Here is a 14,738-nt window from a genome sequence, read left to right as displayed (position 1 = left end):
ATACCATTCTGGATAAGTAATGGTCAGATACTTATCTAGATTGGTATAAGTTCTACCTTCTTAAATTCATCGACAGTGCTAAATGCATTCGTATATGCACCCTCCACTTACACATAACCTTCTATAAGCGTTTTATCATCACGCTCTTTCATTGCTTGCTATGATCTCTCTCGCATGAACTTACCATGTAAGTGTATACCCAAGTTATCTCAAGATGCTCGTTTCAGCGAGAATTGGTTGGGCTCTAGGCAAGGCGCTTATTTATAGATGTAGTGGTTCTACATTTAAAATTAGCAACAGTTAAGAAGTCGGATTATTAGGGGGAATTAACTACACATATATAATTCAGTCTAATTGTGATTAATATTTACACTATACTTTTGCAAATATTATAAATATCACTAAAAGGTATCTTTTAGGTATGAAATTGCATTACTTCAGGGCTTGTTTGCTAATTACTAGCCTAACTTTTCTTACTGCCTGCGGTAATGAAAGAAAGATTGAGAGTGAGCCTGATTACCCTAGGCCAGTGAAGATGATACAGGTCCAGATTGGTGATGGTCAAAAAGAACGAATTTTACCGGGGGAGGTACAGGCGTCAGACCAAGCAATACTTTCTTTTCGTGTTGCTGGTGAAATTAACGAAATATTGGTTAGACCTGGGGTTCAAGTTAAGGCTGGTGATCTATTGGCAACGATAGACCCTGCTATGTACGAGCAGGCATATCAGGTTGCAAAATCACAATATGAATTAGCGCGAGTTCTTTATAAAAGATCTAAGCAGTTGGTGGGTAAAGGCTTTATATCTAAAAATGATTTTGATAAGTCTAAGAGCCAACGAGCTACCGCCAAATCAGCTTTAGACAAGGCGAATAACGATCGTGACTATACTAAGTTGCTGGCACCTTATGACGGGGCTATCTCAACTCGTTATTCGGAAGAATTTGAGTTTGTTAGAGAAAAACAACAGGTGTTGGGAATTCAAACGGAATCCTTCGTCGATGTAAGCTTTCAGCTGGCTGAGCAATATATAGGCTCATTGCAACGAGTACAAAAGCAAGAAGAAAACGCACTCAAAGTCGAGATTAATTTTGAGGGAAAAGAACAATGGTTTGAAGCCAGCCTTAAAGAGCTGAGCACAGTCGCAGATCCATCAACAGCAAGCTATACCGTTGTTTTCACTTTACCGACTCCCGACCATGTAAATGTTCTTTCAGGCATGAATGCAAAGGTGAAGCTCACTATTCCTGGTTCTGCCAATGATAAATTACTTGAAATCCCTGCGGGTGCTTTAGTACAGGATAATGGCAGTAATTTTGTTTTTCGTTGGTTACCTGAGAGCGCTAAATTGGAAAAAGTAGCAATAAAACTTGATAAGGGCCGACTGGTAGATGGCTTACAAGATGGTGACTGGCTAGTGACGACCGGTGCAATTGAACTACAAGATGGCCAAGCCGCAGTGCCTTGGGTTAAGGAGAGGGGGCTGTAACCATGAAAAGGAATATTTTAGCGATAACTTTATTTAGTAGTACCGCCTTGTTGGGCTGTGTTGACGAAATTGAATATGAAGAAAAAATAGCTCGTGTTGAGGTATTCCAGTTACCGGAATCTAAGAACGAAGTCGGGCGAGTCTTTAATGGTGTTGCTAAAGCACATGATTTGGCGGAACTCTCTTTTCGTGTTGATGGAAAAATTGCTGAGATCCCTGTTTCGAAAGGAACACAGGTTAAGAAAGGCGACTTGTTAGCGGTTTTAGATAAGAGAGATTACGAAATTGCGCTTAATGATCGCCGAGCCAAAAAAGAGCAGACTTATAACCAGTACCGACGTGGCAAGTCAATGTTAAAGAAAAAGCTGATGTCGCAGGCTGAATTCGACAAGATGCGCGCTGAGTATTTAGTGGCAAAGGCAGAGTTTCGTATGGCAGAGCTTACGCTGGAGTATACCGAGTTAAAGGCGCCGTTTGACGGCATAGTTGGTGATGTATTCCTCGATGCTTTTGAAAATATCCAGTCGGGTGTCTCTGTTTTAAGTACGCACAAAATGGACTTGATCGAAGTGGATGTACAAATACCCGATATGATTATTTCTGTTGCGATACGGGAAGAGGATAGAACAGATGATAATCTTTTTGATGTGACCTTTGAAGCTTATCCCGATATCACGTTTGAGGGTCGACCTTTGGAAGTGAGCATGATCAAGGATCCTGTGACTCACAGCTATATTGCCACTTTGGCGGTTGATTTTGATCCTGAGCATAAAGTGCTTGAAGGCATGCAAGCTAAGGTCAATGTTGATTTAGAGAATATGACTTACACCTATAGCCGTGGGTATCTGGTGCCAGTGAATGCAGTGATGATGCAAGATGGATTGTTATTGGATAAGCAAATTTCTAATGTCTGGGTATATCAAAGCGATAGTCAGACAGTAACGCTCCGAGAGGTCCGTTTAGGTATTCTTTCGGGCGATATGATAGAAATCACTGCGGGTTTGAAGGATGGAGAAGTGATCATATCTGACGGAGCTTCACGTTTGACCGAAGGCCAAAAAGTTGAGCAGATGAAGGGTGAACGATGAATATTGCAAGTTATTTTGTTAAGAACAGCATCATAAGTTGGATGTTTACTCTGATCCTGTTGATTGGCGGTGTAATGTCATTCTTCGGTTTAGGCCAATTGGAAGACCCCCCTTTTACTATTAAAGATGCAGTTGTCGTAACGGTTTATCCAGGCGCCACAGCTACAGAGGTAGAGGAAGAGGTCACTTACCCTATAGAGAAGGCGATTCAGGCCTTGTCGTATGTGGATGATATTGTCTCCATTAGCACTCCCGGCATGTCCCAAATTACAGTGACCATAAAAAATACTTATGGTCCAAATGAGTTACCTCAAATCTGGGATGAGCTGCGACGTAAAGTGGGGGACATGACAGGTCAATTGCCGCCTGGGGTTCATACGCCATTAGTTAATGATGATTTTGGTGATGTGTATGGTGTCATGATGATGGTCCGTGGCGATGATTATAGCTACCAAGATCTGTTAGATTATGTCGATTATGTGAAACGTGAATTGGAGTTGGTTTCGGGCGTCAGTAAAGTCACTCTGGAAGGACAGCAGCAAGAGCAAGTATTCATTGAAATATCATTAAGTAAACTGGCTTCGTTCCAAATCGATCTAACCCTTATTACTAATTTGCTAAACTCCCAGAATATGGTCGTCGACTCCGGTAATATTCGTATTGCCGGTGAAAACTTAAGCTTACGTCCAACAGGCGCTTTTCAATCTGTCGAAGAGTTAGGTGACTTAATTATTCCTGGCACATCAAAAGATAAGCTCATTTATCTAAAAGATGTCGCTACGATCCATCGAGGATTTCAGGAAATACCCGATCACTTTGTTACTTTTGACCAGAGCCAAGCGATCAATATAGGTATCTCCTTCAGTCAGGGTGTTAATGTCGTCGAGATAGGTAAAGCAGTTAATGATAAATTAGCAGATATTGATTTTGCCCGCCCTGCTGGTATGACTTCGGAGTTTATGTATAACCAGCCTGTGGAGGTTGATAACTCGGTTCGGGATTTTATTTTGAACCTAGTAGCTGCTGTCGTGATTGTTATTGTTGTGCTGCTGATATTCATGGGAGTAAAGAGCGGAATCCTGATTGGATTAATTCTCTTTTTGACTTGTTTAGGCACATTTATCCTGATGTTAATGGCGGAGATAGAGCTGCAACGAATATCTCTGGGTGCTCTCATTATTGCCTTGGGTATGCTGGTTGATAATGCCATTGTGGTTGTTGAAGGGATCCTGATGGGGCGTCAACGTGGTCAATCCACGCTTGAGGCGGCTAAATCCATTGTTGGTCAGGTGATGTGGCCGCTGTTGGGCGCAACAATTGTTGCTATTACCGCTTTTGCGCCTATCGGTCTTTCGCCTGACTCTACAGGTGAATTTGCCGGCTCTTTGTTCTGGGTTTTGCTATTTTCACTGACCTTATCTTGGGTTACAGCAATTACCTTAACCCCATTTTTTGCTCAACTCTTTTTTGGTAAAGAAGCGGTGGCGCCGAGCGGTGAAGAAGAAAGCGATCCATACAAAGGTGCATTCTTTGTCGGCTATAAAGCCTTGCTTGATGTGTGTATGCGGTTCCGTTGGGTATCGGTAATGGCTGTTGTGGTTGCTTTTGCCATCTCTATCATGGGTTTCAGTTACGTGAAACAGTCTTTTTTCCCACCTTCAACTACACCTATCTTTTTGGTAGATGTCTGGTTGCCGGAGGGAACAGATATTCGTGAAACTCGTGAAGCCATTGCAGGTATGGAGCAAATAGCAAGTAAGTTAGATAATGTTGAATTTATATCATCCACCATCGGTAAAGGTTTTCAACGGTTTATGCTGACCTATGAACCACAAAAAAGTTATGCAGCCTTTGCTCAAATAGCAATACGGACATCAGACTTTGATATGCTTGATTCTGTAATGTCGACATATCGTAAACAAATCGAGGCTGAGTTCCCGCAAGCCCAGCTAAAGTTTAAGCGACTAGAGATAGGTCCATCAACAGACGCAAAAATTGAGGCAAGGATCCAAGGTTCCGATCCTGATGTGCTGCGTGATATTGCGACTGAAGTGATAGCAATATTTAATGCCACCCCAGGGACAGTGAACGTACGTCACGATTGGCGGGAAAGGACTAAATTTATTGAACCAAAGTTTAATGAAACTCAGGCTCGTCGCTTAGGCATCAATAAGGAAGATGTCGATCATACCCTGAATTATGCCTTTGCGGGGCTACAGACAGGATTATATCGTGAAGGTACTAATCTTTTGCCTATTGTTGCGCGTTTACCAGATGAAGAGCGGGTCAATATCGAGTCTATCAATAGCTTGCTGATCTGGAGCCCGACATTATCGGTCTATGTTCCCATGCAGCAGGTAATAAATGGTTTTGATGTTAAATTTGAAGATCAAATTATTCAACGTCGCGATCGAAAACGTACTTTAACCATATTTGCTGATGCTGATTTTGAGTATGACATTTTACCAGCCGAGTTATTTAACAAGGTTCGCCCCCAGATAGAAGCTATAAAACTACCACCTGGTTATGAGCTAGAATGGGGAGGTGAATATGAATCGTCTGGTGATGCAAGTACCGCGCTGTTTGCTTCATTGCCAATGGGTTTTATGGTGATGTTCCTTATTACCGTATTCTTGTTTAACTCGATACGAAAGCCTTTGGTTATTTGGTGCTGTGTACCTCTAGCCATGATAGGCATCACTATGGGTCTGCTGGTAATGGGAACGCCATTTGGTTTTATGGCATTGCTTGCGATGCTAAGTCTGTCTGGTATGTTGCTTAAAAATGGTATTGTCCTACTTGATCAGATCAATCTTGATATTTCAGAAGGAAAAGAACCGTTTAAGGCCGTATTTGAATCTACGGTAAGCCGTGTACGTCCTGTCTGTATGGCGGCGATCACGACGATTTTAGGTATGTTGCCACTGGTTACAGATGCTTTTTTCGAGTCGATGGCTGCTGTAATCATGTTTGGTTTAGGTGTTGCAACTATTCTGACGCTGCTCATCGTGCCTGTGCTCTATACGATCTTCTTTAGTATTAAGTACCGTAGTTACAAAGAGTTCTAATTCTGACTCGTTGCTAGATACAAATCCCTGAACGCATCTGATGCTTCGGGGATTTTTATGTTTTATCTCAAAGTTATGCTTAAGTTCTAGCCAGTCTAGCAATACGGTGGTAAATACTTAAAAAATTAAAACTATAGCTATTTATTAATTACTATCTTGCGTTAATCTTGCCGTAGATTTTTGGCCATTGAAATTGGGGTAGGGTAATATTTAACAACCCAATAGGTTGAAATTACAAACGTACTTAGTGTTGCGGCTTGTATAAACATCATTCCTTCTTGTGATACGAGCTCAGTTGTCATGGCGGAATAGGCTAATAATAATGAAAATTCGCTGGCTTGACTCAATCGCGCACCGAGCTCCTTATTCATGCTGGTTTTTTCTTTTGCGACGTGTAGGGCGAAGCGAAATCCCCATGCTTTAATCAAGATTAATATACCGCCGAATAAACATCCCCATAATGTGTAGATATTGGCCGTGGTGAGATTCATACGTGCACCAATGGAAAAGAAAAAGAGAATCAGGAAAAACTCACGTAGAGGCTTTAAATGAATGGAAATAGCCTGAGATACTCGGCTTACAGCAATAGATAGCCCTGCAATGAATGCCCCACTTTCATAAGATAGCCCAACTTGATGCCCCGTTTCTGCCCACAGCAAACACCACGCGAGTGTGGTGACGAAACTGTATTCTTGAATGACATCAAACCGACTAAATAAGGGTAGAACAACGTATCTCACACCTAAATAAGCACAAATACACATCAGGCTAAATTTTACTAAGAGCATACCAAAGGCGAGCATCATGCCGTCATTACTATCGACATTGAGAAATAGAATAACCGTGATGGCGAGAATGTCTTGCACCAGTAAGATACTGGTCATGATCTCACCCATTCGTTTGTGATGCAGTGTTGTGGTCGGAATTAATTTTAATCCAATAACCGTACTGGAAAACATGAGAGCAGCAGCAGCAACGAGTGCATCATGCAGGGCGAGCTGAATGGCTAAACCAAAACCCAAAGTGCATAAAAAGAAAAAACTACACGTACCTAATGTCACCATGGCACTTTCTTTAAATAGACGAATTAACTTTCTGGGTTGAAGATTAAGCCCAAGTAAGAAAAGCAGTAAAATGACGCCAAGGTGTCCGATTTGACTCACATTTCCAGCATTGTGAATCCACTCAAGCCCATGAGGTCCAATTAGCATACCCGCGGCAATATAAGCCAGAATGATCGGCTGTCGGGCGTAAAGAAATGCTGTACCTAATATCGCAGTACTTATCACGATGGCACATAATTCAAAGATGATTGTATCGAGATTGACCTGCATATCCCTCATATCCGTGAAATCGGACTCTTTAAAGGATAATACTGATCGAGCTAAATAGCAGGGAAGTGGTGACTTCCCCGTAGAAGTGATTGTTAGTTCTTGTTTTGATTACTTGCCCAAAGGTGCAATAAATCAGTCGCAATGGTTGCCGCAGCAAGTGCGGTTATTTCTGCATGGTCATAGGCTGGTGCTACTTCCACTATATCCATTCCGATTAAATTAATACCAACAAGACCTCTTAGTATCTTCAGTACTTTATCGGTACTTAATCCGCCACATACTGGTGTACCAGTCCCCGGAGCGTAAGCGGGATCTAAACAGTCAATATCAAAGGTAAGGTAAACAGGGCGAGTACCGATTATCTCTTTAATTTGCTGAATAATGGATTCTACCGTGCGGTCATTGGCATTCGCTGCATCAATAACGTTAAAACCCAGTGCATGACTGTGTTCAGTACGAATACCGATTTGAACCGAATGGGTAGGATCGATTAACCCTTCATTCGGTGCATGGTAAAACATTGTACCGTGATCATACTTACTGCCCATATCGTAAGTATCGGTATGCGCATCAAAATGGATTAATGCCATTTCACCGTATTTTTTTGCATGTGCGCGCAATAAAGGCAAGGTAACGAAGTGATCGCCACCAAAACTCAGTAATGTTTTTCCTTGCTGTATTAAGCTATCGGCATGAATTTCAAGCCGCTCACTCATTTGAGCAGGATCACCACAATCGAAAACCAGATCACCACAATCTTCAATTTTAATGGCTTGGGTTAAGTTGAACGTCCACGGCCAGCGCTTTCCTTCCCATGCAAGGTTGATAGATGCTTGGCGAATAGCGCCGGGGCCCATTCGGCTTCCTGAACGTCCCGTAGTAGCAAGATCGAAAGGCACACCTGTAATGATCACATCGGCATCAGATTGCTGTGGTGTGAAATTTAATGGCTGTCGTAAGAACCCAAATGCATTGGAATATAATGAGTAATCGGCGTAATTTGCAATTGTTGCCACTGTTGTCTCCTGGCAATGCGAGATAGTCAGCCGATATTATAATACCAACCTAAATAAGTATCTGATCATAAATTTACTTATTCAGATTGGTATAACGACTAACTATCTTGGTTTCAAAATATGATATTAAAATACGATATTGAGTAACGACTATTTGTTGTTACGCATATCTTCTAAGTAGGTGTATCCGTTTAGCCCTTCAGCCAATTCACCAAGGATATCAGCGTGCTCAGATTCAGGCAGGTTCGCCTTTGCCATTAGTTCATACTGACGTAAGAATTCACGAGCATCTAAATGTACATAGCGTAATACATCACCGACTGAATCACCGCGTTCAATGTGTTCGATTTCGTAGTGACCAGCGCCATCACATCGTACAACTGCCGTATCTGTGTCACCAAACAAATTATGCATATCACCTAGAATTTCCTGATATGCACCGACTAAAAAGAACCCTACACGATAGGGGTTTTCATCATCCCATTTTGGTACGGCTAACGTACTTTCGATGCCTTGCCCTTCAACATATTGATCGATAGCACCATCAGAATCACAGGTGATGTCTAAAATCACGGCGCGACTTTCAGGTGCTTTATCCAATTGCGATAGAGGCAATACAGGGAAAACCTGATCGATTCCCCAAGCATCAGGTAATGATTGAAAAAGCGAAAAATTCACAAATAATTTATCGGCTAAGCGTTCATGTAATTCATCTAATAAAGGACGATGTGCACGGTTCTTGGCTGATAATAGTTTTTCTAATTGATAGCACAGGCGTAAGCTCACTTGTTCAGCCCAAGCGCGATCGATGAAGTTGATTAATCCCATACTGAAAGATGCATGCACTTCAGATAAATCACTTTGGCTATCATGGAAAATTTCCACTAACGAGCGGTGACTTGTCGATTCTGATAGCTCTTTCCAAGAGCGCCACATGTTATGCAAAATCTGTGGTGCGTCGTCGGCAGGTGCAGAGATATCTTCTGCTTTATACCCTTCAACACCAATCACATCGGTAATTAGTACCGCATGGTGGGCTGTTAAGTTTCGTCCCGATTCTGAAATAATTCGCGGCATTGCAATATCGTATTCGATACAAACATCGCCTAAGGTGTAAACCACATTATTAGCATATTCACTCAGGTTGTAATTCATCGAGCAGCTGCTTTGGCTACGTGTACCCTCGTAGTCAATTGCTAAACCACCGCCTACATCGACCGTTGTAATACCCACCCCCATTTTTTTGAGCTCGGCATAGATACGACCTGCTTCACCAACGCCATTTCTTACGTCACGAATGTTGGCAAGCTGAGAACCTAAGTGGAAGTGCAATAATTGCAGGCACCCCAACATATCGCGTTCACGTAATAAGTCGATTACGGTTAAGACTTGTGAAGCACATAAGCCGAATTTGGACTTTTCACCACCGCTTGATTGCCACTTCCCCTTTCCTTGAGATGCTAAACGCGCTCGCAAACCTAAACGAGGAGTAACACCAAGTTGCTTAGCTTCTTCAAGAATAATGTTCAGCTCAGACATTTTTTCAAGCACGATATACACTTCGTGCCCAAGCTTTTCACCAATAAGCGCAAGGCGAATATATTCGCGGTCTTTATAGCCATTACACACAATCACAGAGCTGGCTTCTTGCGCCATGGCTAATACAGCCATAAGTTCTGGCTTACTGCCTGCTTCTAATCCCAGTTGACGCTGCTGTTTTGCATATTGGCTTTTTAGAATTTCACTGACAACGGCTTGTTGCTGGTTCACTTTTATTGGATAAACAGCAAGATAACTATTTTGATAATCATAAGATTCGATTGACTGATTAAATGCGCTGCAAAGGCTGTCTACGCGATTTTGCAGAATATCAGGGAATCGAACCAGTACAGGTAATGAAGCACCTGCAGCAATTAATTCATCTGCTAGTTTAGACAGATCAATCGCATTCGTTGGGTCATTTTTATCAGGGCAAGCTACAACAGAACCTTGCGCATTAATATCGAAGTAACCTTGGCTCCAGTAGGGCGTGTTATACATTTCACGCGCATCATGAATTGACCAATTACTCATTTTCACATCACTCTTTTGATGATAACGACTATTACTGTGGGGTCACAGCAACACTTTTATATAGGCCAAGGCGTTGAAAATACATTCAACTTCGTTAATCTGCGTTAGAGCAGACACCGTTTTGTGCAGCATAAATGATTAGCTGACAACCTTGGTAATACACGGATTTAAAAGGTTTTCTCTTTATCTCGGGAAGATATAAAGAAAGGTCGTAGATGCGTAGCTCGCTGGGCAGTATTAGCGACGGTATTCCTAGTGTTATTTATGGAATATAAGCACGTAAAGATTTTATGGCTGATAACGTACTTAGTAAGTGTTGGGTGGATTAAACAATTGATGAATCGCCTTTGCAAATAAAAAAGTTTTATCGTTAAGTGAAGTATTTCTTGTTGGAAATATAATAGTGAAAGTGATATTTGGCATTGTTGGTGTTTTATCACTTTCATATGCTACTTGTGCCTGTTACGTTTCTTTTTATGCATTAGATGAATTAATTTGCTGTCTTAACCATGCTTTAAAGCATTCAATGGCAGGTGAGTGATGGTGTTGTATTAAGTAATAACCCGCTTTGGCATCCAAAGGCTCGAAAGGTGAAACTAGGCTGCCTTTCGAAAAGTCTTCTTCTACAAGTGCACAGCGAGCCAAAGCAACCCCTAATCCTGCTGCTGCGGCAGCCATCGCCATGTCGGTACGATTAAAATAATGCCCATGCTGAAGACCGATATCTACGTTGAGTGGTGTTAATCCATTTTCTTTAAACCAAAAACGCCATTCATCATCTTTAGCGGCATGTTGCCATGGCATTGCATCGTGAAGTAATCTGACTTTCTCCCAAATGTTTTGACTTGTATCTTGTGGGTTATTCCAGTCAAATTTTTTCATGTAATCAGGGCTCATCACGGGGAGGAGTTTTTCTGCCATTAATAACGATACCTGGCTTTTATTACGTGTTTGTAGATAGGGTGTTTGCCCATAATCAATCGCTAAATCAAAATTGGTATCGTTGTGATCGACAAGTGCTCCTTCAGCGAAGGTATGTATTTTAATCTCGGGGTATTGAGTATAGAAATCGTGAAGGCGAGGCACTAACCACTTAAAAGCAAAAGAGGGGGTCAGTTTAAGGTGTATTTCACCTTCAGCATGATGTGCTTTTTGGATTCGATTAATCACACCCCTAATATCGGTCAAACTTTGGTTTACCACGAGGTATAGCTGGTTACCCTCATTGGTTAAACGAATTCCTCGAGAGTGTCTTTCAAACAGTACGAAGCTTAGCTCTTGTTCTAAATGACTGATTTGTTGGCTGATCGCACCTGTCGTAATGTGCAGGTGTTCGGCGGCTTGTGTAAAGCTACCAAAACGCGCGACTGTTTCAAATGTTGCTAACCCTGCTAACACATTGCCTTTTAATCGAATCATGCTCATTTGACCTGCCTTTAGAAATACTAAACACAGATATTAATATTTATCGATTGTTAATCAAATGTAAATCGCACATTCTGCATGTATTATTTTGTTATCAATAAAGTCAGTATGTATGGAAGTGATCGTATTAGGTTGTGGTGTGATTGGATTAACGTCAGCTTGGTATCTTGCTGAGGCAGGTCATGATGTTACTGTTATTGATCGTCAGTCAAAAAGTGCAGAAGAAACGAGTTTTGCGAATGCAGGGCAGATATCATACGGGTATTCATCACCATGGGCAGCCCCCGGTATTCCAGTTAAAGCATTAAAATGGCTGGCGCAAAAACACGCACCTTTAAAGATTAAACCAAGTTTGTCGCCCGATCTGTATGTATGGGCATCGAAAATGCTGGCGAACTGCAATCAAGAACGTTACCAAATTAATAAAGCACGCATGTTACGCGTGGCGAATTATAGCCGTGACTGTTTAATTGATCTGAGAAAGCATCAGCCGATCAATTATGAAGGGCGTCAGCAAGGTACATTACAAGTATTTCGAAATGCAGCACAAATCGAAGCTGTCGTAAAAGATATTCAAGTACTAGCAGAAAGTGGTACACGGTATGAAGAACTAGACGTGGCAGGTTGTATTGCAGCCGAGCCGGGTTTAGAAAGTGTAAAAGATAAGCTTGTAGGCGGGTTGCAACTACCTGATGATGAAACGGGTGATTGTTATCAGTTTTGCCAGCAACTTACTGAATTAGCGATAAAGGCAGGCGTGAAATTTCATTTCAATGTTGACGTGCAGAAGCTCAACCAGACGCAGGGTAAGATTAACTCTGTATCAACCAGCATGGGGGAGTTGAAAGCTGATGCGTATGTAATGGCAATGGGCTCGTATTCTTCTTCGTTGCTCTCACCATTGGGGTTAGCTATTCCTGTTTATCCAGTAAAAGGCTATTCATTAACGATACCGGTAACCGACGAGACACAAGCGCCTGTTTCAACTGTGATGGATGAGACCTATAAAGTGGCTATGACACGCTTTGAGCAACGTATTCGTGTAGCAGGAACCGCAGAGCTTGCTGGTTATGATTTAGATTTAAGTGAGCAACGCAAAGCGACTATCGCGATGGTGGTGCAAGATTTATTTCCAAATGGCGGTGATATGAGCAAGGCGGAATACTGGACAGGGTTGCGTCCAATGACGCCCGATGGTACGCCAATTATTGGCAAAACCCCTTTTTCTAATTTATTCACCAATACTGGGCATGGCACGTTAGGCTGGACAATGGCCTGTGGCTCTGCACGGTTACTCGCTGATGTCATCAGTGGTGTAACACCGGATATCGATCCTGATGGGTTAAGCATCGCTCGTTACAATTTTTAAAGCTTCTGTTGCCTCAGCTCGAAGGGCAGGGGTTACTTAATGAGTGAGTAGAGGTAGAACAATTTAAGAATTTTCATATCTTATAGCAACTGTTATACCCTGTAACACTGTTGGTTGTATTACCCTATAAGTGTTTGAGCTGTGTTCAAATAAGCCTTAGTGAAACCGTATTAAGATGAACATAAGGTGGGAAAGTGAATATCAAACAATTAACAGAAGATCAAAAGTGCCTGAGTTTTGCCGTGTGTATGGTATTGGGAATTGAGGGCTATATCTTCTTTTGGGCAAGCAATATTATTTTTCAAGGATAGGCCGTTATTTAAACAACATAACATTAACCTGAATAGGTATAATCTCTTCAGACAAGATAATATTTCTATTCGTTAAGGTTGATGGAAAATGGCGCCCCAACAGACCCGCTACCACGCTGTAGCAACGGAAATACAACAGCAAATAGAACAGCGAATTTGGTTGCCTGGCGATCGTATCCCTTCCATTCGAGTCATGAGTAAGAAACACAGTATTAGCCCTATGACTGTGCTTAAAGCCTATGAGTTGTTAGAAACCGAAGGGTGGATTTACGCCAAACCCAAATCAGGTTACTTTGTTACTGCCCATTTAAATCGTTTAGCTGAACCACTGCAAATCATGCCTCAAGTTGTGAATCGCTCAATTAAAATAAATGCGCATATCTTTGATGTACTAACGGCTTGTAAGCGACCTGATGTGATGCCATTTGGTTCAGCTTTTCCTGACCCTGATTTATTTCCTCTTAAACAACTTGGTCGTGCATTGGCACAAACCATGAAAACAATGCCAGCACAGAGTACTGTGACAGATTTGCCGCCGGGTAATATTGCGTTACGTCGTGCGATAGCTAAACGTTACATTCGAGATGGTATTGATGTATCAATCAATGACATTGTGATCACTTCTGGTGCCATGGAGTCATTAGGACTGAGTTTAATGGCAGTAACACAGCCTGGCGATACTGTGGCGATTGAATCCCCCGCTTTTTATGGTGCCCTACAAGCAGTAGAACGATTACGTTTAAAAGCGGTAGAAATAGCGACACACCCCCGAACGGGTATGTCGGTTAACGCATTGGAAGCTGCGATCAAAACCCACGACATTAAAGCTTGCTGGTTGATGAGCAAATATCAAAACCCGCTAGGAGCTTCAATGCCTGATGAAAATAAGATCGCGATTAATAGCCTGCTGATGAAGCACATGATTCCGCTTATTGAAGATGATGTGTATAACGAGCTGTATTTTTCAGAGTCGAAACCAACACCGATTAAAGCTTACGACACTAACGGGATGGTGCTGCATTGTGGTTCATTTTCTAAATGCTTAGCGCCAGGTTTTCGAGTGGGCTGGGTAGTCGCGGGGAGGTATGCTAAGCAGATTGAGCAGCTTCAATTGATGTCGACCTTATCTACTGCGGTTCCTAATCAATTAGCACTTGCACAATATGTTCTACATGGTGGTTATGATATTCATTTACGGCGATTAAGACGTCAATTGAAAGCGCGCCAACAACAAATGTTAGATGCGATTGAGCAATATTTTCCACGAGAAACACAGGTTACCCGACCAGAAGGTGGATACTTTTTGTGGGTAGTGCTGCCTAAGCACATTAATACGTCAGAGCTACTTCAACGATTATTAGATGTGCATAATATCAGTATTGCACCGGGGTCATTATTTGCGAGTGATGATAGGTATAAAAACTGTATGCGAATTAACTGCTCATATCCATGGGATGAACGAACTCAACAGGCTTTGAAAACTGTCGCTAATTGCATTAAAAAATAAAAAAAGGCCACTTTACGTGGCCATAAAATCCGCACCAATCATGGCTCGTGCGAAATTA

At 41.9% G+C, this 14,738-nt stretch carries 9 protein-coding genes; 5 read left to right on the top strand and 4 right to left on the bottom strand.

What is annotated here, in order from left to right; translation table 11 throughout:
* Positions 1–535: 535 nt before the first annotated feature.
* The 3 genes from C9J48_RS06545 to C9J48_RS06535 are packed head-to-tail and all read left to right on the top strand — an operon-like array spanning position 536 to position 5,645.
* Complete coding sequence (locus C9J48_RS06545; protein ID WP_242610789.1) at positions 536–1,489, top strand: efflux RND transporter periplasmic adaptor subunit; 954 nt, start codon at positions 536–538, stop codon at positions 1,487–1,489.
* A gap of 2 nt (positions 1,490–1,491) precedes the next feature.
* Complete coding sequence (locus C9J48_RS06540) at positions 1,492–2,577, top strand: efflux RND transporter periplasmic adaptor subunit (RefSeq protein ID WP_006229032.1); 1,086 nt, start codon at positions 1,492–1,494, stop codon at positions 2,575–2,577.
* Positions 2,574–5,645, top strand: a complete 3,072-nt coding sequence (locus C9J48_RS06535) for an efflux RND transporter permease subunit (protein ID WP_006229033.1) — start codon at positions 2,574–2,576, stop codon at positions 5,643–5,645. Before C9J48_RS06540 ends, C9J48_RS06535 begins: the two co-directional genes overlap by 4 nt.
* A 161-nt stretch (positions 5,646–5,806) precedes the next feature.
* Here the strand turns inward: C9J48_RS06535 and C9J48_RS06530 are convergent, their stop codons facing one another.
* From C9J48_RS06530 to C9J48_RS06515, 4 genes are all read right to left on the bottom strand, one after another.
* Entirely contained in the window at positions 5,807–6,979 is a 1,173-nt protein-coding gene (locus tag C9J48_RS06530) for a cation:proton antiporter domain-containing protein (protein ID WP_006229034.1), read from the bottom strand.
* 92 nt (positions 6,980–7,071) lie between these two features.
* Positions 7,072–7,995: an agmatinase gene (gene speB, locus C9J48_RS06525; protein WP_006229035.1), complete on the bottom strand. Its 924-nt coding sequence runs from the start codon at positions 7,993–7,995 to the stop codon at positions 7,072–7,074.
* 150 nt (positions 7,996–8,145) lie between these two features.
* Positions 8,146–10,068, bottom strand: coding sequence for a biosynthetic arginine decarboxylase (gene speA, locus C9J48_RS06520; protein WP_006229036.1), 1,923 nt, complete (start codon positions 10,066–10,068; stop codon positions 8,146–8,148).
* 474 nt (positions 10,069–10,542) lie between these two features.
* Positions 10,543–11,493: a LysR substrate-binding domain-containing protein gene (locus tag C9J48_RS06515; RefSeq protein ID WP_006229037.1), complete on the bottom strand. Its 951-nt coding sequence runs from the start codon at positions 11,491–11,493 to the stop codon at positions 10,543–10,545.
* A gap of 112 nt (positions 11,494–11,605) precedes the next feature.
* On the opposite strand from C9J48_RS06515, the gene C9J48_RS06510 reads away from it, so the two are divergent.
* Together C9J48_RS06510 and C9J48_RS06505 are read left to right on the top strand one after the other, a co-directional pair.
* A complete protein-coding gene (locus C9J48_RS06510) occupies positions 11,606–12,862 on the top strand; it encodes a D-amino acid dehydrogenase (protein WP_006229038.1) in 1,257 nt (418 codons plus the stop codon).
* Positions 12,863–13,261: 399 nt separating this feature from the next.
* Entirely contained in the window at positions 13,262–14,680 is a 1,419-nt protein-coding gene (locus C9J48_RS06505; RefSeq protein ID WP_006229039.1) for an aminotransferase-like domain-containing protein, read from the top strand.
* Positions 14,681–14,738 lie beyond the last annotated feature (58 nt).

It is taken from the genome of Photobacterium profundum, assembly GCF_003026285.1.
Classification (GTDB): domain Bacteria; phylum Pseudomonadota; class Gammaproteobacteria; order Enterobacterales; family Vibrionaceae; genus Photobacterium; species Photobacterium profundum.
Note: the sequence above shows the minus strand (reverse complement) of the source record. Positions and strands in the feature narration are given on the sequence as shown.